The sequence below is a fragment of the Candidatus Amarolinea dominans genome, assembly GCA_016719785.1.
Lineage (GTDB): Bacteria > Chloroflexota > Anaerolineae > SSC4 > Amarolineaceae > Amarolinea > Amarolinea dominans.
Window position 1 is genome coordinate 16,531 of the sequence record JADJYJ010000034.1, and the last position, 20,519, is coordinate 37,049.

At 64.8% G+C, this 20,519-nt stretch carries 17 protein-coding genes and 1 pseudogene; 4 read left to right on the plus strand and 14 right to left on the minus strand.

All coding sequences use genetic code 11. The features are described 5' to 3' along the window. Nucleotides 1-15: 15 nt before the first annotated feature. The 10 genes and pseudogenes from IPM84_26155 to trpE all read right to left on the minus strand — a co-directional run bounded on the left by IPM84_26155 (nucleotide 16) and on the right by trpE (nucleotide 10,403). Nucleotides 16-849 carry a tryptophan synthase subunit alpha gene (locus IPM84_26155; GenBank protein ID MBK9096174.1) on the minus strand — a complete coding sequence of 278 codons (834 nt, stop codon included), beginning with the start codon at nucleotides 847-849 and terminating at the stop codon, nucleotides 16-18. Between the two features lie 731 nt (nucleotides 850-1,580). Further along, nucleotides 1,581-2,828, minus strand: a complete 1,248-nt coding sequence (trpB, locus tag IPM84_26160) for a tryptophan synthase subunit beta (protein ID MBK9096175.1) — start codon at nucleotides 2,826-2,828, stop codon at nucleotides 1,581-1,583. Nucleotides 2,829-2,833: 5 nt separating this feature from the next. Continuing rightward, entirely contained in the window at nucleotides 2,834-3,427 is a 594-nt protein-coding gene (locus tag IPM84_26165; protein ID MBK9096176.1) for an NUDIX hydrolase, read from the minus strand. Beyond that, nucleotides 3,424-4,092: a phosphoribosylanthranilate isomerase gene (locus tag IPM84_26170; protein ID MBK9096177.1), complete on the minus strand. Its 669-nt coding sequence runs from the start codon at nucleotides 4,090-4,092 to the stop codon at nucleotides 3,424-3,426. Before IPM84_26170 ends, IPM84_26165 begins: the two co-directional genes overlap by 4 nt. A gap of 11 nt (nucleotides 4,093-4,103) precedes the next feature. Further along, nucleotides 4,104-4,826, minus strand: a complete 723-nt coding sequence (locus IPM84_26175) for a DUF554 domain-containing protein (GenBank protein MBK9096178.1) — start codon at nucleotides 4,824-4,826, stop codon at nucleotides 4,104-4,106. Continuing rightward, a pseudogene (trpC, locus tag IPM84_26180) lies at nucleotides 4,823-5,733 on the minus strand (indole-3-glycerol phosphate synthase TrpC). Before trpC ends, IPM84_26175 begins: the two are co-directional and overlap by 4 nt. 390 nt (nucleotides 5,734-6,123) lie before the next feature. Beyond that, nucleotides 6,124-7,164: an anthranilate phosphoribosyltransferase gene (gene trpD, locus IPM84_26185; protein ID MBK9096179.1), complete on the minus strand. Its 1,041-nt coding sequence runs from the start codon at nucleotides 7,162-7,164 to the stop codon at nucleotides 6,124-6,126. A 105-nt stretch (nucleotides 7,165-7,269) separates the two neighbouring features. Further along, nucleotides 7,270-7,869: an aminodeoxychorismate/anthranilate synthase component II gene (locus IPM84_26190; GenBank protein ID MBK9096180.1), complete on the minus strand. Its 600-nt coding sequence runs from the start codon at nucleotides 7,867-7,869 to the stop codon at nucleotides 7,270-7,272. A 17-nt stretch (nucleotides 7,870-7,886) separates the two neighbouring features. After that, nucleotides 7,887-8,882: a tryptophan--tRNA ligase gene (gene trpS / locus IPM84_26195; protein ID MBK9096181.1), complete on the minus strand. Its 996-nt coding sequence runs from the start codon at nucleotides 8,880-8,882 to the stop codon at nucleotides 7,887-7,889. A gap of 42 nt (nucleotides 8,883-8,924) precedes the next feature. After that, nucleotides 8,925-10,403, minus strand: a complete 1,479-nt coding sequence (gene trpE / locus IPM84_26200; GenBank protein MBK9096182.1) for an anthranilate synthase component I — start codon at nucleotides 10,401-10,403, stop codon at nucleotides 8,925-8,927. Nucleotides 10,404-11,064: 661 nt separating this feature from the next. Between trpE and IPM84_26205 the strand changes: the two genes are divergently transcribed. Continuing rightward, entirely contained in the window at nucleotides 11,065-12,195 is a 1,131-nt protein-coding gene (locus IPM84_26205) for a sigma-70 family RNA polymerase sigma factor (GenBank protein MBK9096183.1), read from the plus strand. A 104-nt stretch (nucleotides 12,196-12,299) separates the two neighbouring features. Here IPM84_26205 and amrS read toward each other — a convergent pair whose 3' ends face one another. Together amrS and amrB are read right to left on the minus strand one after the other, a co-directional pair. Further along, the gene (amrS, locus tag IPM84_26210) at nucleotides 12,300-13,361 is read right to left on the minus strand and encodes an AmmeMemoRadiSam system radical SAM enzyme (GenBank protein ID MBK9096184.1); all 1,062 of its coding nucleotides are present in this window, start codon (nucleotides 13,359-13,361) and stop codon (nucleotides 12,300-12,302) included. A 49-nt stretch (nucleotides 13,362-13,410) separates the two neighbouring features. Further along, the gene (gene amrB, locus IPM84_26215) at nucleotides 13,411-14,208 is read right to left on the minus strand and encodes an AmmeMemoRadiSam system protein B (protein MBK9096185.1); all 798 of its coding nucleotides are present in this window, start codon (nucleotides 14,206-14,208) and stop codon (nucleotides 13,411-13,413) included. 286 nt (nucleotides 14,209-14,494) lie between these two features. Here amrB and IPM84_26220 point away from each other — a divergent pair, with 286 nt between their 5' ends. The 3 genes from IPM84_26220 to IPM84_26230 all read left to right on the plus strand — a co-directional run bounded on the left by IPM84_26220 (nucleotide 14,495) and on the right by IPM84_26230 (nucleotide 17,052). Continuing rightward, on the plus strand, nucleotides 14,495-15,136 hold the full coding sequence (locus tag IPM84_26220; protein ID MBK9096186.1) for a sigma-70 family RNA polymerase sigma factor: 642 nt from the start codon (nucleotides 14,495-14,497) through the stop codon (nucleotides 15,134-15,136). 115 nt (nucleotides 15,137-15,251) lie between these two features. Then, complete coding sequence (locus tag IPM84_26225; protein ID MBK9096187.1) at nucleotides 15,252-15,803, plus strand: zf-HC2 domain-containing protein; 552 nt, start codon at nucleotides 15,252-15,254, stop codon at nucleotides 15,801-15,803. An 88-nt stretch (nucleotides 15,804-15,891) separates the two neighbouring features. Continuing rightward, entirely contained in the window at nucleotides 15,892-17,052 is a 1,161-nt protein-coding gene (locus IPM84_26230) for a polymer-forming cytoskeletal protein (protein ID MBK9096188.1), read from the plus strand. 93 nt (nucleotides 17,053-17,145) lie between these two features. Here IPM84_26230 and IPM84_26235 read toward each other — a convergent pair whose 3' ends face one another. Together IPM84_26235 and IPM84_26240 are read right to left on the minus strand one after the other, a co-directional pair. Further along, the gene (locus tag IPM84_26235) at nucleotides 17,146-18,105 is read right to left on the minus strand and encodes a hydrogenase expression/formation protein (protein MBK9096189.1); all 960 of its coding nucleotides are present in this window, start codon (nucleotides 18,103-18,105) and stop codon (nucleotides 17,146-17,148) included. 79 nt (nucleotides 18,106-18,184) lie between these two features. Further along, on the minus strand, nucleotides 18,185-20,434 hold the full coding sequence (locus tag IPM84_26240) for a hypothetical protein (GenBank protein ID MBK9096190.1): 2,250 nt from the start codon (nucleotides 20,432-20,434) through the stop codon (nucleotides 18,185-18,187). Nucleotides 20,435-20,519 lie beyond the last annotated feature (85 nt).

Genomic DNA, 20,519 nt, shown 5'->3' on the forward strand with positions numbered 1-20,519 from the left:
ATTTTGCACTTTGACCTATGCACTTTGCACTTTGTGCTGCGCCCTTACCATCGCCTGCCCAAAATCGCGCACGGCCGCCACCGGGTTGGGGCCGGCCGCAAGGGTGACGATGGCGGTGCCGACGATGACGCCATCGGCGATCTGGGCCACGGCGTGCGCTTGTGCGGGCGTCGAAATGCCGAAGCCAACGGCCAGCGGTACGGTCGTTGCCGCGCGGACCCGCGCCACAAAGGCCGCCAGATCAACCGGCAGGGCCTCGCGGGCGCCGGTGACGCCGGTCAGGCTGACCAAATACAGAAATCCTTCGGCCTGCTGCGTAACCGCCTGCACGCGGGCCGCAGTGCTGGTCGGCGCCAAAAAGCGGATCAGGGCCAGGCCATGACGGCTGCATGCGGCCGCCAACTCACCGTTCTCTTCTGGCGGCAGGTCAGGCACGATCACGCCATCCACCCCGGCGGCGGTCGCATCGGCGCAAAAACGCTCCAGGCCATAGGCCAACAGCGGGTTGACATAGCCCATCAGATTGAAGCCGGCGCTGATCCCCCGGCGCCGTAGTTCACGCACCGCGGCCAGGCATCCGGCCAGCGTCACACCTTGCTCCAACGCGTGCTGCGTGGCCCGTTGGATCACCGGCCCATCGGCCAGCGGGTCCGAGAAGGGCACGCCCAGCTCGAACATCTCCGTACCCACCGCAACCAGGGCCTCCACCAACGCCAGCGAAGTCTCCGCATCAGGATGACCGATCACCAGGTACGGCATGAACACCGCGCGCCCCTCACGCCGCGCCGCGGCAAAAATCGCCTCCACATGCCCCAACCCCGTCTGCAATTCCCGATCCCCATTCTCCATGATCCACTTCCCTCCGGTGTGGGGGGTTCCAAAAGGGGCCTCCCTTGGGTGGGGGGGGGCGGGGGCCCCCCGGGGGGGGGGGGGGGGCCCGGGGGGGGACCGACCCCGGCCCCCCCCCATGCGGGGGGGGGGTTCCCGCCTTTGGGGGGGGGTGTGTTTTTCCCCCGGGGGGGGGGGGGTGGGGGGGGGGGGGGGGGGGGGCCCGTTCCTTTTTTTGGGGGGGGGGGGGGGGGGGGGGGGGGGGGGGTGGTTTTTGGGGGTCGGGGGTGGGCCCCGGTTTTAATTTTTTCAAACCCCCCCCCTCCTCCCCCCCTTTTTTCCCTTTTTGGGGGTTTTTGGGGAAAAAAAACAAAAAAAAAAAAAAAAGAACACAAAGACACTTTCCGGTAAAAATTTTTTTTTTCCCCCTTTTGGTTTTTATTGGCCCTCCCCCTTTTTTTTGGCCGCGCCCCTTTCCTTTTTTTTGGGTCCCGCGGGCGAAACTCCACTCTCCAGTGGGGGGGGGGGCCGGGGGGGGGGGGGGGGGGTCGGTCCGGGGGGGGGGGGGGGGGGGGGGGGGGGGGGGGGGGGGGGGGGGGGGGGGGGCGGGGGGGGGGGGGGGGGGGGGGGGGGGGGGGGGGGGCGGCCGTTGGGGGCCGGGGGGGGGGGCCCGGGGGGGGGGGGGGGGTCCCGTGCCTCCTCTCCACTCTCCGATCTCCGATCTCCAATCTCCGATCTCCAATCTCCGATCTCTAACCTCCCCCCTCCCGCAGCACCGTATCCAAATCCTTGTCTCCCCGCCCGCTGACGTTGACCAGGATGATCTGATCCTTGCGCATGGTGGGCGCCAGGTCGAGGACGTGGGCGATGGCGTGTGCGCTCTCCAGCGCGGGGATGATGCCCTCCAGCCGGCAGAGCGTGTGGAAGCCTGCCAGGGCCTGCTCATCGGTGACGAAGGTGTAACCCGCTCGCTCCTGATCGCGCAGCCAGGCATGTTCAGGCCCCACGGCCGCGTAGTCCAGCCCGGCGGAGACCGAATGGGTCAGCGCAATCTGCCCATCCGCGTCCTGCAAGACGTAGGTACGCGTGCCGTGCAAGACACCCAGGCGGCCTTTGTTGGGGTCACCGAAACGGGCGGCATGTTCGCCGCCGGCCATGCCGCGCCCGCCGGCCTCCACGCCGATCAGCATGACCTCCTCATCGGCCAGGAAGGGATGGAAGATGCCGATCGCGTTGGAGCCGCCACCCACACAGGCGACAATGGCATCGGGCAGGCGTCCGCTCTGCGCCAGCATCTGCTGCCGCGCCTCCACGCCGATGATGCGCTGAAAATCGCGTACCATGCGCGGGTAGGGATGCGGCCCCAGCGCGGAGCCAAGCAGGTAGTGCGTTGACTGCACATTCGTCACCCAATCACGGATCGCCTCGGTGATGGCATCCTTGAGCGTCTTGCTGCCGCTCTCCACAGCCCGCACCTCCGCGCCCAACAGCCCCATGCGAAAAACATTAGGCTGCTGGCGCGCCATGTCCACCGTGCCCATGTAGACCACGCACTCCAGGCCCAGCAGCGCGCAGGCCGTGGCCGTGGCTACCCCATGCTGACCCGCGCCGGTCTCGGCCACCACACGGCGCTTGCCCATGCGCTTGACCAGCAGCGCCTGGCCGAGCGCGTTGTTGATCTTGTGCGCGCCCGAATGAGCCAGGTCTTCGCGCTTGAGGTAGATCTGCGCGCCGCCCAGATGCTCGCTCAGGCGGCGGGCGTAGGTCAGCGGCGTGGGGCGACCGACGTAGGTGGTGAGCAGCCTGTCCAACTCCGCGCGAAAAGCCGCATCGCCCATCGCATCCAGATAGGCCGCTTCCAATTCGTCCAACGCGGGCATCAGTGTCTCCGGCACGAACTTGCCGCCGTAGGGGCCGAAATGACCCGCGGCGTCTGGTACGTCAAGAAACTGGTTTGTCGGAGGGTCCGGGTTATTCACCGGCTCGCTTCCCTGGTTCATGGTCATCATCCTTTCCCGTTGAGCGCCTCCCGCAGCAGTGGCTCGCACAGCAGCAGGGCCAGGGCGCTCTGCCCGTCCTGCATGACACCGGAGCGGGCCATCTGCAGGGCCTCGGTGATCGGCACACGGCGCACCTGGATGATCTCGGTGCTCTCCAGATGCTGTGCGCCGCTCAACTGCACGCCAGTCGCCAGAAAGACATGAGCGCGCACATTGCTCGACCCAACGCCCGCGTAGTAGCTGCCGACCGATCGCCATTCTGTCGCCACGCCGCCCACCTCCTCGGCCAGCTCCTCCCGCGCCACCGCCAGCGGCGTCAACCCAGGCTTGTTACCCAGACCGCCGGCCGGGATTTCCCACATCCAGTCATCCACCGTGTAGCGATAGGAGTAGATCAGGATGATCTGTCCATCCGGCGTCACCGGCACCACGGAGACAAAGCCCGGATGCTCGATCTGGGTAAAGGTGATCTCCTGACCATCGGGCAGGCGAATCTCATCCTGGCGCACACTGTACCAGTGGCTTTCATAAAGATGCCGGCTGGCACGAATCTGCCAGCCCTGGCGGGAAGCGTTTGGCTTGGAAACGGCTTGTGTCATTGGGCGCCTCTGTCAAATGCTTGTTTCGCCTCGGCCACGAAGCGCCTGACCTTCTCCGGGTCTTTGCGGCCTGGCGCGGCCTCCACCCCGCTGCTGACATCTACGCCCCAGGGTCGCACCTGGCGCACAGCCTGCCGCACGTTGTCCGGGGTCAGACCGCCGGCCAACAGAATCCGGTAGCGGGGCGCCAGGCCGGCGGCAAGCGCCCAATCGCCCAGTCGCCCGCTGCCGCCGTAAAGCTGCGGGTGAAAGGCATCGAGCAGCAGTTGCGGCCCGGCCGGCGGTCCCAGATCAGCGTACCATTCGGCCTCGGCTGCGGCTTCGTCCAGCGAGGTGGGACGCAGCGCCTTGTAGGCGCGGGGCGCCAGTTGTTCCAGCCGGTGCGGCGGCTCCCCGCCATGCAACTGCACCAGGTCGAGCTGGCAGGCGAGGATCGTCTCCTGCATCTCGTGCAACGGCGCATCCACGAACAGGCCCACGATCTGCACGGCGCCCTGCCCGTATGGCCTGCGCCTGATTTCCTGGATGATCGAGGCCGCCTGCGCCGCGGTGACGCCGCGCGGCGATTTGGCATAGAAAACAAAGCCGAGCAGGTCCGCGCCCGCCGCGATGGCGACCAGCGCGTCTTCCAGGTTCGTCAGGCCACATATTTTGACTCTTGTCATCGCCACCGCCGTTAATAGTTGATGTGCAGCGCCTGCAAGGCAACCACGATCAGCGGCGCCAGCAGGACAGCCGGCATCAGATTGCCCACCCGCACGCGGCGCAGATCGAGCAGGAGCAGGCTGATGCCCAGGACAAGTACGCCGCCCGTGGCGGTCATCTCGATCACCCATGGCGTCTGGCGGGTCACTTCGCCAAGCGTGCTGCCGAGCGCGACGGTGAGGCCGGTGATGCTGCCCTGCACGACCAGAATCGTCAACGCAGACAGGATCACGCCTGGCCCCAGGGTGGCGGCAAAGGCCAGCGAGGCAAAGCCATCGAGCAACGACTTGACCGCCAACAGTTGAAAATCGCCGGTCAGACCATCCTGGATCGAGCCGAGAATGGTCATCGGGCCGATGCAGAAGACCAGGCTGGCGGTGACAAAGGCGCGGGTCACGCTGCGCTGCCCGCTCGCCATGCGTTGGCCGACCCGCCGCTCCAGCCAACGACCGACCGCCTCCAGGTGATCTTCCAGCCGCGCCCATTCACCGAGCACCCCGCCCAGGAGTACGCTGAACATGGGAATCAGGACATTCTTGGTTTGCAGCGCCATGCTCATGCCAACCGCACTGGTCATCAGGCCCAGACCGGCCAGCACCGTCTCGCGCGTCTTATCGGGCAGGCGGTCGCCCAGCAGGCTGCCCAGGCCGCCCCCGATGATGACGGTGACGATGTTGAGAATGGTGCCGATCATGCTTGCGCCTCCTGCATCTCTGCCAGGCCGGCCTGCGCCAGTTCGCGCACACGGGCGGGGCGCGCGGCCGCCGCGGCCTTGACAAAGGCCTCACCCACCAGCATGGCATCCACCCCCAGCGCCGCCAGTTGATGTACATCGGCCGCCGTTTGGATACCGCTCTCGGCCACGAAGATGATCTCCGGCGGCACCAGGGGCCGCAGGCGCGCCGTGGTCGCCAGATCAACCGCAAAGGTGCGCAAGTCCCGGTTGTTGACGCCGATGATGCGCGCGCCGGCGGCCAGGGCGCGGCGCACATCGCCTTCATCATGAACCTCGATCAGCGCTTCCATCTGCAGGCGACGGGTCTCGGCCAGCAGATCGCGCAGCTCGCGGTCGCCGAGGACCGCCGCGATCAACAGCAGGGCGTCGGCGCCGGCCGCGCGTGCGGCCCACAACTGGTACGGGTCGAAGATAAAGTCCTTGCGCAGCAGGGGCAAGGGGCGCACGGTCGCCGGCATCCCAGAGGCCCGGTCTCGTGACGAAAGCGGGTGTCTGGGCTGCGCGCTGGCCTGGGTCATGAAATGCTGGCGCACCTGGCTGATATGCACCAGGTCGCCCTGAAAAAAGCGCGCATCGGTCAGAATCGAAATCGCGGCCGCGCCGTTGGCGCTGTAAACGTCGGCCAGGCGCACAGGGTCAAAATCGTGGCACAGCAGCCCCTGGAGGGCGAGGCGCGCTTGATTTCAGCAATCAGGCGCACGCCAACCGGGCCAGTGGCCGGGCGCAGCGCCGCGGCAAAATCACGCGGCGGCTCCGTCACCGCCGCGGCTGCGCGCAGATCGGCCAGCGGCACCTCCCGCTTCTCCTTCGCCAATTCCTCACGCTTATGCGCCATGATCTGATCCAGGAACGTGCCCTGCTGCATCAATCGCTGCTGCTGCCCCAGCGCCGCCCGCTGCCTTTTTTCCTCACCCTTGCTCGCCATATGAACATCTCCTATGGTCGCCTGACATCTCATCAACCTTATCCACGCCCGCTGTGACTACCCAGCCTGGCCCTATTTGAGACAGGATTGGTAACTGCTGGGTCTGCCTGGAATTCAGACAGGATTCACAGGATTGACAGGATATTCGAACTCTCGTGCCGATAGTTTTGCACACCACAGAGCAAGAATCCTGTACATCCTGTTCATCCTGTCCAAATCGGCCTGCAGGGTGAGCAGTTACCAGGATTGACAGGATGTTTCGAACCTCTGCACCGATCGTCTTGCCCAGCGCAGGGCAATTATCCTGTTCATCCTGTCCAAATTTGCACTTCAGCCCGCCGCCTGGCTGGTCGCAATCAGCTTTTCCAGGCAGGCCAGGGCCGCGCCGCTGTCCAGGCTGGCGCGGGCGCGGGTCAGGCCAGAGGCCCAATCGCCGCTGAGGGTGGCCAGCATGGCGGCCGCATTGAGCAAGACCACATCGCGCGGCGCGCCTCGCTGTGAGCCATCCAAAATCCCGCGGGTGATCATGGCATTGGCCGCCGCGTCCCCGCCGCGCAGATCGTCCAACGTGGCCGGCGCCAGGCCCAACTCCCGCGTATCCAGGTCGAACGTGCTGACATGGCCGTCAGGGTGCAGTTGGCTGACCCGGTTGACGCCGGTCGTGCTCAGCTCATCCAGGCCGGGCCTGCCGTCCGGCGTCAGGGCATGGACGACAAAGGCGGCGCGGCTGCCCAGGCGTCCCAACACCCCGGCCATGTCCGCGGTCAGAGCAGGATCGTAGACGCCGATGACCTGGCGTTTGGCGCCGGCCGGATTGGTCAGCGGGCCGAGCAGGTTGAACACCGTACGCGCGGCCAGCTCACGCCGCGGACCGATGGCAAAGCGCATGGCCGGGTGATGTTTGACCGCAAAGAGAAAGGCGATGTTGGCTTCATCCAGGCAAACCGCCACCTGCTCTGGCGTCAGATCGAGGTTGACGCCGAGCGCGTTCAGCACATCGGCGCTGCCCGAGCGGCTGGTGATCGAACGGTTGCCATGCTTGGCGACCGGCACCCCCGCGCCGGCCACCACAAAGGCGGCCGTGGTGGAGATGTTGAAGGTGCCGGCATGATCGCCGCCCGTGCCGCAGGTGTCCACCAACTCATCGGGGCCAAAGCGCCGGGAGTAGACAGGGATGGCGCTGGCGCGCATCGCGCGTGCGCAGCCGGCAATCTCCGCCACCGTCTCGCCCTTCATGCGCAGCGCGACCAGAAAGCCGCCAATCTGCGCCGGCGTCGCCTCCCCGCGCATGATCTCGCCCAGGGCCGCGAACGCCTCGTCCTCGCTGAGATCCTGTCGTTCCAAAAGCCTGGCAATCGCCTGTTGAATCATCCCCCCGCTCCTCACCCCCCGCCTTTCGCTCCCCACGTCCCAATTTTTCGACTTCGCTCAGGACAGGTCTCCAATCTCTGATCTCCAATCTCTGATCTCTGATCTCTATCCCCTCAGTGCGAGGAAATTCCGCAGCAAATCCTTGCCGCACTCCGTCAGGATGGACTCCGGGTGAAACTGCACGCCGACGATATGCGGAAACTGGCGATGGCGCAGCCCCATCACTTCACCTTCAGCGGTGAAAGCCGTGACTTCGAGGACGGGCGGCAGCGGTTCCAGCACGATCAACGAATGATAACGGGTGGCGGTGAAGGGGCTGGGCAGGCCGTTGAAGATGCCGCGGCCGGTATGATAGACTGGCGAAGTCTTGCCATGCATCAGGCGCGGCGCGCGCGCCACCTGGCCGCCAAAGACATGCCCCAGGCACTGATGCCCCAGGCAGACTCCCAGGATCGGGGTGGTGGTATGAAAGCGTGCGATGACCGCGTTGGAAATGCCGGAATCGTGTTCGGGTGTGCCAGGGCCGGGGGAGATGATGATGTGGCTGGGCGCCAGGGCCGCCAGTTCATCCACCGTCACCTGGTCATTGCGCCAGACGCGCAGCATCTCCTGCGGGTCGCCCAGCTTCTCCTGCAGGATGATCTCGCCCACATACTGCACCAGGTTATAGGTAAAGCTGTCGTAGTTATCAATAAAGGCAATCACGATCCCCTCCCCGCTTTTCAGGCCGGTAGAACAAAGCCCATGGCCGATTTGACCCTGTTCATGGTTGCGGCTGCGCGCGGGGCCACGCTGTCCGCGCCGTGCTTGAGGACACGGTTCAGCTCGGCCGGGTCGTCCGCGTACATCCGATAGCGCGCCTGAATCGGCTCCAGGGTCGCGATGACGGTTTCGGCAACCTCCTTCTTGAGGAAACCATAGCCCTTCCCCTCGAAGTGCGCCTCGATGGCCGGCCGCTCCCAACCGGCCAGGATCTCGAAGACGGTCAGCAGATTCAGCACCCCCGCGCCGGCTTGCTCGAAGCGCGTCTCGCTGCCAGAGTCGGTCACCGCGCGCATGATCGTCTTGCGCACCAGCTTGGGGTCATCCAGCAGGTTGACGGCATGAAACTGGCCCTTCTCGCTCTTGCTCATCTTCTGTTCGGGATTGTCGAAACCCATGATGCGGGCGCCGCTCTGGCGAATCACCACCTCGGGCACCACGAAGATGTCACCGAACATAAAATTGACGCGCTGCGCGAGGTCGCGCGTCAGTTCCACGTGCTGCTTCTGATCTTCGCCCACCGGCACCAGGTCCGTATCGTAGAGCAGAATGTCCGCGGCCATCAACACAGGGTAATCAAGCAGGCCAGTGCCCACGCTCTCCTGCTTCTGCGCCTTCGATTTGTACTGGGTCATGCGCTCCAGCCAGCCCAGGGGGGTCAGGCAGTTGAGCAGCCAGGTCAGCTCAGTATGCTGGCGCACGTGCGATTGCACAAAGATCGCGCTCTTCTGGGGATCGAGTCCGCAGGCCAGGTAGAGCGCGGCCAGCTCCCGTGTCTTGGCCAGCAGCGTTTGCGGGTCATAGGGCACCGTAATCGCGTGCAAGTCCACGATACAGAAGACGTTGTCGTAGGCATCCTGCGATGCCACCCACTGCGTGATTGCGCCCAGGTAATTGCCGAGATGGATGTTCCCGGAGGGCTGGATGCCGGAGAAGACGCGTTTGTTGTTGGTCATAGATCATTCCTTGTCAGATCAGAGGAGATCAGAGATCGGAGATCAGAGACCGTGCTCTGCCTGTTCGACGGCCACAGCCAGGGCTTTGGCCTTGTTCATGCTCTCATGCCACTCGGCCGTGGGATCGCTGTCGGCCACGATGCCGGCGCCGGCCTGGAGGAAGCAGGTTTTGCCCCGCATGACGATCGTGCGGATGGTGATGCAGGTGTCCATGGTGCCATCGTAATCAATGTAGCCCACACAGCCGCCGTAGACGCCGCGGCGGGTGCCTTCCAGTTCCTCGATGATCTGCATGGCGCGCACCTTGGGCGCACCGCTGAGCGTGCCGGCCGGGAAGGTGGCGCGCAGCAGGCTGAAGGCGTCATGCTCAGCGGCCAGGGTGCCTTGCACGTCGCTGGTGATGTGCATCACGTGGCTATAGCGTTCCACATTCATCATCAGCGGCACCTTGACGGTGCCAACCTCGCACACGCGCCCCAGGTCGTTGCGGCCCAAGTCCACCAGCATCACATGCTCGGCGCGCTCCTTGGGGTCGGCCAACAGATCCGCAGCCAGGCGGGCATCTTCGGCCGGCGAAGCGCCACGCCAGCGCGTGCCCGCAATGGGGTGCAATTGCGCGGTCCGTCCCTCCAGGCGCACATGCATCTCCGGCGAAGAGCCAACGATGTGCAGGTCATCGGTCAATTGCAGGAAGAACATGTAGGGCGAGGGGTTGAGCATGCGCAACGCCCGGTAGATGGTAAACGGATCGGCGTCGGTGTCACGCTGCAGGCGCTGACTGAGCACCACCTGGAAGATGTCGCCGGCCGCGATGTACGACTTGGCCTGCCTGACCGCGGTCTCGAATTCGGTCTGGCTGAAATTGCTGCGCCAGGGCGCACCGCTGACTGTTTCTGGGATGGCGGGCGCCATTGATGGCTGGCGCAGCCGCGCCACGATGCCATCAATGCGCGCCACGGCGTCCGCGTAACTGGCGAGCGGGTCGTCATCCAGCCGCGCATTGGCGAGCACGAGCAGGCGATGGCGCACATGGTCGAAGATGACCAGGTTGTCGGCCAGCAGAAAGATGAAGTCTGGTAGGTTCAGGTCATCGGGCGCCGTCTGCGGCAGTCGTTCGTGGAAACGCACCCAGTCGTAACTGAGAAAGCCCACTGCGCCGCCCGTGAAGCGGGGCAGACCGGGCAGCTCGATCGGATGGCGCTGGTGCAGCAGGTCGGCCACCGCGGCCAGGGGGTCATCGGGGAGGGTGCGCGTTTCCAACAGCGCGCCGGCCGCGCTCTTGATAGTCACCGTCGGGCCGCGGGCGGTCAGCACGAGAGGTGGATGCACGCCGATGAACGAATAGCGGCCCAACTGTTCCCCGCGCTCCACCGACTCCAGCAGGAAGGAGGGGCCGCCGCTGCGCAGTTTGAGGTAGACCGACACAGGGGTTTCCAGGTCGGCCGGTAGCTCCTGAACGATGGGCGCCAGGTTACCCTGGCCGGCAAGAGCCTTGAATTCGTCGAGAGTTGGCTTGACCATGCGGTTCTCCTTCACCTACTGATGTCAATTGGTTCGCTTAGCGCCGTGCAGCCAGAAAATTCCCCAAAAGAAACTCCCGTCCCACGGCAGTGCGTTGACTGCCCAGGGACGGGAGTTGAAGTCTCCCGCGGTGCCACCCCGCTTAGGCGTCCAACCGCAGGCCTGGGTGGTTGCGCCAGGGCCGGTTGGTCAGCCTCACTCGCCAGATACAGAACCCTCATCGTCCATGACGAGGTTCGATATCGCGCGCCCTGGTAACGGTGGCGTCTCCGGCGTAGCCTACAGGCCTGAAGCCTTCAGTACGCAGCTCCCCGGTCCATTCCCTGCCTGCGCCGTTATCCCCGTTCCACCCGGTGGAGACTCTCTGGAACTCGCTTTGGCAGCTACTCTTCCGGTTCATCGCTGATCGTTGTATCGGATGTCAGGGCGAATTTACCACACGCCTTGCGCTTTGTCAAGTGGTCACGTATGGCGCCATTGATTTGGGCTTTTCCTCCCAGGCTCTACCTGACTTCACAGGCGCGGCGCCAATTTGCCATGTCCTATGGCACCTGTGGTACAATAGTTGCCGTAGTAGCCCAGTTCAGATTCACACAAGATCGAGGTTGGCATGGCCCGAAGCCCTACCGGGGGCGGTCAGTTCAGATTACCAGAGTCCCTCATGGCGCGTGTACGCGACAGCCGGGTGTCCCTGGAAGATGTCCTGCGCTCGTTTCCCAACGCCAATAAAGACCCAGAAAGCTGGGAAGATGTCTTGGCCGCGCTCAAGGCTGCCGGTATCCAACTGGCCGAACAGGCCGAGGCCGACGCCGGGGTGGAGGTCGAGGTTGACATCGAGGGCGAAGAAGAGTACCAGACGGCATCACTGGGCAGCGCCGGTGCGGATCCGTTGGCTCTCTATCTGCGCGAGATGGGCCTTACCCCCCTGCTGACTGCCGAGCAAGAAATGAAGCTGGCGCGTGACGTGACGCGCGGTGAGGCGCTCAAGGCCGAGTTGGACAACGGCAACCTGACCCTGGAGCGCAAGCGTCAGCTTCGGGCAGATCTTCTGGTCTCCGACATGGCTCGCGAGACCCTGATCAAGGCCAACCAGCGCCTGGTCATCAGTGTCGCCAAGCGTTATCGTGGCCTGGGCGTGCCCTTCCTCGACCTGATTCAAGAAGGCAACCTGGGCCTGATGCGCTCGATCGAGCGTTTCGATCCGGCCAAAGGCAATCGCCTGTCCACCTATGCCATGTGGTGGATTCGCCAATCCATCATCCGTGCCGTGGCCAACCTGAGCCGTACCATCCGCGTGCCCATCCACGCGGGCGAGCGCGAGCGCAAGCTGCGCAAGGTGGCCCAGGAATTGCAGCAAACCCTGGGGCGCACCCCCAACGCGCACGAGCTGGCGGCCGAACTGGGATTGACCCCGCGCCAGGTGCAGCGGCTACAGAACATGGGCCAGCAGGCGGTTTCACTCGACCAGCCCATTCGCGAGGGGGAGTCGGATGGCAGCAGCCTGGCCGATCTGATCGAAGACGAGAACAGCCTGGCCCCGTCCGAACTAGCCGCGCAGCGCCTACTGCGCGATGATGTGGCAGCCGTCCTGGCCGACCTCAAACCACGCGAGGCCGAAGTCCTGCGCCTGCGTTATGGCCTGGACGGCGAGCGTGTGCATACGTTGAAAGAAGTGGGTGTGTTGATGGGCGTGACGCGGGAGCGGGTGCGTCAACTTGAAATGCGCGCCCTACGCAAACTGCGCCACCCCCGCATCGGCCGCCGCTTGAAAGGCTATCAGCGCCGCCGCTGATGCACTCTCAGCCTGTTTTCGACACCCCAATGGGTAGTAGGTCGTCAGGCACTTGCCACAAGAAGCTGTTGTATGGAAACATCTGTTCTATGTCGAAAACAGGCTCAGCGCCAGATGCCGGGCACCGCCAGCCCGCACTGCGGACAACAACCGTCGGCCCCGATACGTTGCTCCAGAATCTGAAAACCTCGGCGCGTCACCAGCCGGGCCTGACACTGCGGACAAACGGTATGTTCCCAATCACCCAGACGCCCCGGCAGATTCCCGGCGTAAACATAGCGTAACCCGGCCTTGCGCCCAATCTCGGCCGCACGGACCAAGTCCTGCGCAACCGTGTGGGCCGGATCACGCATGCGATAGTCCTGGTGAAACGCGGTGACATGCCAGGGAATGTCAGGCGACAGGCCGACGATGAACTCCGCGGCCGCGGCCAGCTCACCGGGATCATCATTGAAACCGGGCACCACCAACGTGACGATTTCGAGCCAGAACCCCAGTTCGAACACCAGGCGAATCCCGTCCAGGACATCAGCAAGCACGGCCCCAAGCTGACGGTAGCGGCGGTCATGCATGGTCTTCAGGTCAATCTTGTACGCGTCAACCCAGGGCCGCAAAAAAGTGAGAACGGCACGCGTGGCGTTGCCGTTGGAAACAAAGGCCGTGTGCAGGCCACGCTGGCGGGCCGCTTTGAACACGGCTACGGCCCATTCGCTGGTGATGAGCGGTTCGTTGTAGGAACTGACCACCAGCGCGGCGCCCAGGCGTTGACCAGCGGCCGCAATCTCTGCAGCCGTGATGGTCTGCGGGGAGGCGCCAGCCAGGTCATCACGCAGCGCCTGCGAGGTCAGCCAGTTCTGGCAATAGTCACAGTGCAGATCGCAGCCGAGCATGCCGAAGGTCAGCGCCTGGCTGCCGGGCAAAACATGATTGAACGGCTTCTTCTCCACCGGATCACACTGCAAACCGGCTACGTAGCCAAACGGCACACGCAAGACGCCGTCGGCGTTGAAGCGCACCTGGCAGATGCCACGTCGGCCAGGGCCAATCTTACACTGATGGGCGCACGCCAGGCAACGTACCCAGCCTGGTTTAGCGGTCAACGGTTCCACCAGCAAACCCGGCTCGGTCAGGCGGTCGAGGCGCAGCGCGAGGCTCTCCTGTTTCATGTCTACTTCCTTTCGTCACGACAGCCGGTGCCCTGTGCGGCTTCAGCCTTCAGCCAGTGTAGGCCACGGCCGCATAACCAACCACCGTGCTGCGGTCGCCGGCTGTATCGCCGGAGTTGCGATAGTCGAGCAGATGCGGTTGCCAGGCACATTGGCGTGCAATCTCCATCAGGGTCAGGATAGGCAACATGCCGCAGGCCTGCTTGCGCCGCACGCCCGCGTCATCCCCAGCCAACAGCGCAGTCAGCAGGGCGCGGTCAAGCACTGTGGCCTGCGCGTAGGGGTGATAGTGACTGAGATCGGAGCTGACGATCAAGATGGCGTCGCCGGTCGTGCGCAGTGCGTTGACCAGGGCCGGCGCCGCGTCGCGCGGTTCCACATCGCCGCACAGTAGGGGCACGATGCGCGCCGCGGGCAGCACCACCTGCAGGAAGGGCAGTTCCACTTCCAGGCAGTGCTCAGGCTCATGCGGCCGTTCAAAGGTGACAAAGGGCGGCCCATAGTCCAGGAGCTGTGCCCGAACTTCCAGGTCCACGGGCACGGGGCCGAGCGGAGTGGCAAAGGCCGCAAACGCGCTGAGCGCCACGCCATCGAAGGGTACACGGTGCGCGGGGCCGAATAGAACAACGGCGCCGATCTGGCCGGCCAGGGCGGCCAACGGCTTGAAAGCAGAGGCCGCAATGACGCCAGAATAACGGAACCCGGCATGAGGCACGATCAACGCCCGGATGCCGGTCAGCGCAGGGGCCTCGGCCTGCGCCAACAACTGCTGCACCTGGCGACGCAGCTCGTCGGCCGCGGCCGGGTAGAACAGCCCGGCCACCGCGGGCGGCCTGATCCCATTCATGTTGCACCTCGTTTCCCAGGCAACCTCTGCGTTTTCGGAGAAAACGCAGAGGGCACTGACCGTAGCTTACACGTGTCCCCGCCGGTTGTCAAGCGCGAATAGGGGGCCGACGACTGAAACCTTTGCGCAAGCCGTGCGTATCAGAACTGTGGATGATACACGGCGAGAGGTCTTTGGGACTTCCCATCTGGGGCAAGCGCGGCTCCGATGGAAGACCCCAACACCCTGTGGATTGGGCGGTCGCGCACCACTACAGGTACATCACGGGAAGTCCCAAAGACCCTTGATGCCCGGTAGAGTCTTTCTTTCTCAGGACGGAAACGTGAGCAATCCAGAACAAGAACAAGCCTGGCTAAACCAGGCGCTGGCAGGGAATCAACAGGCTTTTGGCCGACTGGTGGAGGTGTACCAGGCGCCGGTGTTCAACCTGGCCTACCGCATGTTGGGCAATCCAGGCGAAGCCGAAGAAGCCGCGCAGGACGCGTTTCTGAAAGCCTTGACGCGCTTGCAGACCTATGATCGCAGCCACAAGTTTTCAACCTGGCTGCTTTCGATCACATCGCACCAGTGCATTGACCGGCTGCGCCGGCGCCGCTTCACGTGGCTATCCATCGAGGACAACCCCGCCCTGGAATGGTTAGCCAGCAGCAGCGGCCGGCCGGATGAATCGGCCCTGCGCCGTGAGGCTGGCGACGAGGTGCGCGCCCAACTCGATCGCCTGGAGCCAACCTATCGCCTGCCGCTGATCTTGCGCTATTGGCATGACCTGTCCTACGCGGAGATTGCCGGCGTCATGGGCATCACCGAAGCCGCGGTCAAGTCCAGGCTGCATCGAGCACGCCTGCAGATGGCCGATCACCTGACGAAGCGGCCAGCGTCCGCCGTCACCACTGCCCCCCGCCAGTCTGGCGTGGTGCAAGTTCTGTAAAGAGTCTTTGGGACTTCCCGTGGAAGACCCAAACACCCTATGGATTGGACGGTCGCGCACCACTACGGATACATCACGGGAAGTCCCAAAGACCTATCACAGAGGGGTATTTCTGATGCACACGCACATCTCAACAGAACAGATCTCACTAGCCCTGGACAGGCGCCTCTCGCCCCAGGAACAAGCAGACGCGCGGGAGCACCTGACCGGCTGCCCAACGTGCAGGCAAGAATGGGACGCCTGGCACGTCCTCGGCAATCGCTTCTCGCAGGCGCCGCTCATTGGGCCTGCGCCCGGTTTTGTGCAGCGGTTCGAAAAGCGCCTGCAGCAACGCCGGACCGCCCGCCGCGGTCTGCTGGGCGGCGTCGTCCTGCTGACCGGCTCGGTCTCGCTGTGGAGCCTCATTGCCCTGGTTGGGCTGATCTTCGGCGTCTCCTGGGTCAGTGCGCACCCGGCTTGGGCCGGCTCGGTGGTGCAATTTGCCGTGCGCCTGGCGCACACCCTGCAACCACTGACCGTCACGCTGCGCCTTTTCATCAATGGGCTGCTGCAGATTCCGACGCCCGTGCTGTCTATCACCCTGGGCAGCGGCCTGCTCATCATGGCGGTGATCTGGGCGCAGTTGGTCAACTGGCAGCGCGGTCGCTTGTCCGCCCTGCCCGGCTAAGAGTTGACCTGAAAATAGCCTTGTGACGCAATCCGCCGGATTGCTTGCCAAACTTGAAGCTCCCGCAGATCAAAAGGAGGTACTTTCTATGTTTTCGAAACGAATACTCGCTGTCCTCAGCGTGTTGGCCGCGCTGCTCTTCGTCAGTGTGGCGCCGGCCCTGGCCCAGGACGGCGGCGGCGGCAAGGTCATCGTCGGCCAGAGCTATGTGCTGGCTGCCGGAGAGCAGCTGCAGGGCGACCTGGCTGTGCTCGGCGGCAGTGCGCTCATCGCAGAGGGCGCGGCGGTCAACGGCAACGTCGCGGTTGCCGGCGGCTCGCTGACGGTTGGCGGCAGCATCAACGGCGACGTGGCCGTGTTTGGCGGCAGTGTCACCCTGCAGGAGACGGCCGTGGTGGAAGGAGACGTAGCCACCTTTGGCGGCGCCTTGACGCAGGCCGAGGGCGCGGTCATCACCGGCCAGTTGGTCGAAGGTTTTGGCAATCAGGACACGTTCCAACCGCCTACCATGACCGTACCGCAGGCGCCGCAGCCGCCATCGGTCTTGCGCGCCATCCTGAACTACTTCTGGCAAGTGATGGGCGCCATCGGCTTGGCCCTGGCCCTCGCCGCGCTCGGTCTGCTGGCCATGGTCATGTTCCCGCAGCCGACGGAACGCGTGGCGAATGCGGCCGTGGCCGCGCCAGGGGTCACCTTTGGCGTCGGTGTACTGACCTTGCTGATCGTGCTTGGCCTGGCGGCCATCCTGACCGTCACCATCTGTCTGGCGCCGATCGCGCTCCTGCTGATGCTGGTGGCGGCGGTGGCCTGGGTCTTCTCCTGGGTGGCGCTAGGGTGGCTGGTGGGTCAACGCATCCTGGAAGCGTTCAAGCTGCGCAATCCCAGCCCGCTGCTGGAAGCCATCCTGGGCATCATCCTGATTACGCTGCTCTGGCGCGCGGTGCCATGCCTGGGCTGGCTCTTCTGGTTCATCATCACAGCGCTCGGCCTGGGCGCCATCGTGCTGACGCGCTTCGGCACGCAAACCTATCGCAGCACGACAGCCACACCGCCAGGTTCACAACCGCCGGTCGCGCAGTTGCCCCTGGCGCCCGCGCAGCCATCGGTCGCCGCGGGTGAGCAAGCACTTATGTCAACGACGGACGATGCGCTCTGCGTTTTCTCCGAAAACGCAGAGCCGTCCGCTTTTCTAAGCGACCTGGAAGACGACCTGCGGGCCGCCGCCGAAAACGAGCCGCCGCCGGCGTAGAATCAAAGAGACCCGGTTTCTGCGAGAAACCGGGTCTCTGATCAGGGCCAGACAAAGAAACCCGGTTTCTGTGAGAAACCGGGTTTCTGGTATTCAGAAGATCTTCGTCAGTTCATCGGCGCCGAACTCGCGCAGCGGCACCCAGCCGCGCTGCGGGTGCCATTCCTGCACCCCCTGGGCTGCGGGCACCACCTGGCCGATGCGGGCGAACGGAATGGCGGCCGCGTGACAGGCAGCCGCCAGCGCGGCCACATCGGCAGGCGCCACCGTCGCCAGCAAGCCACCGCTGGCGATCATGCCCAGCGGGTCGAGACCGTAGATCTGGCCCAGCGTCACCGCTTCGGGCAGCAGCGGGACCAGGGCCAGATCAACCTGCAGACCGACGCTGGCCGCGGCCGCAACCTCCCACAGGCCGGTAGCCACACCGCCTTCGGTCGGATCGTGCAGCGAGTGAACCGGCGCCTGGCTGCACACGAGCTGTGCGGCGCGCACCACGCTGATGCCGGGGTCGTGCAAGAAACCCTGCACGCGACCGATGAAAGCCTCGTCCACGCCGCGGCGGCGCAGATCAGCGGCTTTTTCACGGGCAATCAGCGCAGCGCCTTCGATGGGCGCCTGGCGGATGAACAGCACCGCATCGCCAACCTGCGCGCCGGCCGTCATCACCAGGTCGTTGGGCGCCACCTCGCCCAGGAGCGTGCCGCAGACGAGGGGGCGGTCGAGGCCGTGGGTGATCTCAGTGTGGCCCCCGGCCAGCGCGATGCCCAGGTCGGCGCAAGCCGCATGGATCTGCGCGAAGATGGATTCCACCAACGCCACGCTGGTCTGCCCGGCCGGCAACAGCACCGTGGCCAGAAACCAGCGCGGCCGTGCGCCCATCGTCGCCACATCGTTGGCATTGACATGAACCGCATACCAGCCGATCTCATCAGTAGCAAAGGTGATGGGATCGGTCTTGGCAATCAGCAGGCAGCCGGCCGGCGGCAGGGCTGTCGTCCGGAAATCAATGACGGCCGCATCCTCACCGCTGCGCGCCAACCAGCAGGCGCTCATCGGGCAGGCTGAAGCGGTGCAACAGGCGATCGAGCAGCGCGGGCGGCAGCTTGCCCGTTGAAAGCATAGTCATGATGGCCTACTGGCACCCCCACTGGCCCCACGCGCCGGCCGCGGCCGCCACATCGGCCACGTCAATCACGCCATCGGGCGCCAGGTCGTACAGGCGGTTCCAGGCCGGGTCGCTGCTGACCAGGCCAAAGTGCGCGGCCACGGCCAACAGGTCATTGACGCCCACCTGACAGCTGCAATCAATATCCGCCGCCAGGCACGCCGCATAGGTCACGCTCAGCTTGGCCGCGAACACCGGATTGCCCTCGTACGCCAGGGCATCGAAGTAGCCGGCATTGGCGGGGTCGCTCGTCAACAGCAGCGCCAGCGCGTTGCCGCTCTGCCAGGCCGGCCGGTTGACCACTTCCTGCACCACGCGGCTGAGGTCCGGCGAGGAGACCCAATCGAGCGGCTCGGTGCTCGTCACCGTCCAGGGGACATTGGCCGCGGTGCGCGGCATTTGCAGCGGCGGCATAGTGGCAAAGTCGGCCGGGTTATCGAGCGCGGCGCCTTCGATCTTCAGCGTCACGGATGGAAAAGCCGCGGGGTGATAGCTGCGATAGAGCAAGACGGCCGCCTGCGTGATGCGCACATGGAAAGGAATGTCCACCTGGGCAAAGCGCGCGCCGCTCACCAGGTGGTTGCCGGCCGAATTGCCCAGGCGCAAGACAATGCTGACAAGATCAACCAGGCCGCTGCCGAGACGCTGCGTGGCGTCATCGTTGCCGGCTATCACCTGCCCCCACAGCACCGTCGTGTTGGGCGTGGGCGTCGCGGTAGGCGTCGGCGTGGGCGTTTGCGTGGCGGTTGGGGTGGGCACATCCGTGGGGGGAATCCGGGTATCCGGGAAATCGAAAAGGCGGGTAGCGCCGGCCAGCAGTTCAAAATCCACCAGGTTGGAGGAAGGCGGTGAGGTGTAGCCGGGCGGATCGGTTTCCTGCAGGCGATAGGCGCCGGCTGTCACATCGCGGAAGATGAACGCGCCGTCAGCGCCGGTGGTGAAGCGGCTGACCAGCCCGCCCCCAGGCAACAACAGGTCTACCAGGGCCGCGGCCAGCCCCGGCTCGCCAACATCCCGCATGCCGTCGCCGTCCAGGTCGTCAAAGACAACGCCGCCTACGTGTCCGCTGTTGGGCAGGGGCGTTGGTGTTCCGGTGGGCGTGGCCGCCGGCGTCGGCGAAATAGTGGGGGTGCGCGTGGGCGTCGGTGTCGGCGACATAGTAGAGGTGGGAGTGACGGTGGGGGTGGCGGCGGGGCCGGCGCTGTAGGCCAGGATCTTGCCGTCGTGCGTCACCGCCCAGCCGTGGCTGGCGTCCACAAAGTCGGCTTCCCAAATCAGCGCCGTGGCGGGAATGTCGGTGATGCGCGTCCAGGCGCCCCCACCGTTCATGGTGTGATACATGCGGCCGTCGTAATTCTCACCGCCCACGCGATAGCCGCCCACGGCCCACCCTTCCTGCGTGTTGACCATCTCGATGTCGAACAAATCAACGCTATTGATAGACATCTGGGTAGTGAAGCTGAGGCCGGCATTGGTGGTGTAGTAGATCAGGCCGCCCTGGCCGGCGAAGTAGCCGCTGCTGGCGCTGAAAAAGTGCAGGCCGAGCAGGTCGCCCTGCGGCGCAAAGCGTCGCGTCCAGGAGGCGCCGCTGTCGGTTGAAATGGCCATCGTGGCGCCATTACCGGCGCCATAGCAGGTGCTGCCAAAACAGACGAACTCCCAAATCACCACACTACCGCCGGGAAAGAACTCATGCCAACTGGCGCCGCCGTTGGTGGAACGGAACGAATGGCCATTGGTGCCGCCAGCCAGCACCAGGCTGCTGTTAGCCAGGTAAGCGGTGTAGAGATAGCCGCCGTAGTTGGGCATGGCGGAGAGCGCCCAAGTGACGCCGCCGTCGCTGGTGCGAATCGCCTGGCCGGTGATGCCCACGCTCAGGCAGGTCACCGTGGAAAGGCAATCAATGCCGCCTTGCCAACCCGAAACCTGCGCCGGCAGGTTGCTGCGCCCCCAGGACGCGCCGCCATTGGTGGTCTTAAGGACGTAAGGATCGCCCTGGAATCCCCAGTCGGGGCCGCCCACGGCATAGCCCAGGTCAGTCGTCAACATGCGAATACCGCGCAGGGTGATGCCCGCCGGGGCCTGGTATTGCACGGCCCAGGAAGCAAGCGGCACGGCCGCGGCTGAACGTGAGCCAGAAGGAGTAAAAGCGCCGACGGCCGCTTGCAGACCGAAAAGGCAGGCGCCAATAAGCAAAAAGTGTAAGCGTATAGCCATGATCTAACCTCCAAAAAGTCGTGGCGCCGGCGTCATTCCCGCTAAGGTCTATTTTGCCATTCGCCTGCACCCGGAACAAATCAGC

Coding starts and splice junctions, on each gene's coding strand:
- trpD (MBK9096179.1), bottom strand. CDS start 7,164: ATGATTCAACAGGCGATTGCCAGGCTTTTGGAACGACAGGATCTCAGC.
- IPM84_26230 (MBK9096188.1), top strand. CDS start 15,892: ATGTTTTCGAAACGAATACTCGCTGTCCTCAGCGTGTTGGCCGCGCTG.
- trpB (MBK9096175.1), bottom strand. CDS start 2,828: ATGAACCAGGGAAGCGAGCCGGTGAATAACCCGGACCCTCCGACAAAC.
- IPM84_26205 (MBK9096183.1), top strand. CDS start 11,065: ATGGCGCGTGTACGCGACAGCCGGGTGTCCCTGGAAGATGTCCTGCGC.
- trpS (MBK9096181.1), bottom strand. CDS start 8,882: ATGACCAACAACAAACGCGTCTTCTCCGGCATCCAGCCCTCCGGGAAC.
- IPM84_26225 (MBK9096187.1), top strand. CDS start 15,252: ATGCACACGCACATCTCAACAGAACAGATCTCACTAGCCCTGGACAGG.
- amrB (MBK9096185.1), bottom strand. CDS start 14,208: ATGAATGGGATCAGGCCGCCCGCGGTGGCCGGGCTGTTCTACCCGGCC.
- IPM84_26175 (MBK9096178.1), bottom strand. CDS start 4,826: ATGATCGGCACCATTCTCAACATCGTCACCGTCATCATCGGGGGCGGC.
- IPM84_26220 (MBK9096186.1), top strand. CDS start 14,495: ATGCCCGGTAGAGTCTTTCTTTCTCAGGACGGAAACGTGAGCAATCCA.
- IPM84_26235 (MBK9096189.1), bottom strand. CDS start 18,105: ATGAGCGCCTGCTGGTTGGCGCGCAGCGGTGAGGATGCGGCCGTCATT.
- IPM84_26240 (MBK9096190.1), bottom strand. CDS start 20,434: ATGGCTATACGCTTACACTTTTTGCTTATTGGCGCCTGCCTTTTCGGT.
- amrS (MBK9096184.1), bottom strand. CDS start 13,361: ATGAAACAGGAGAGCCTCGCGCTGCGCCTCGACCGCCTGACCGAGCCG.
- IPM84_26170 (MBK9096177.1), bottom strand. CDS start 4,092: ATGACAAGAGTCAAAATATGTGGCCTGACGAACCTGGAAGACGCGCTG.
- IPM84_26165 (MBK9096176.1), bottom strand. CDS start 3,427: ATGACACAAGCCGTTTCCAAGCCAAACGCTTCCCGCCAGGGCTGGCAG.
- trpE (MBK9096182.1), bottom strand. CDS start 10,403: ATGGTCAAGCCAACTCTCGACGAATTCAAGGCTCTTGCCGGCCAGGGT.
- IPM84_26155 (MBK9096174.1), bottom strand. CDS start 849: ATGGAGAATGGGGATCGGGAATTGCAGACGGGGTTGGGGCATGTGGAG.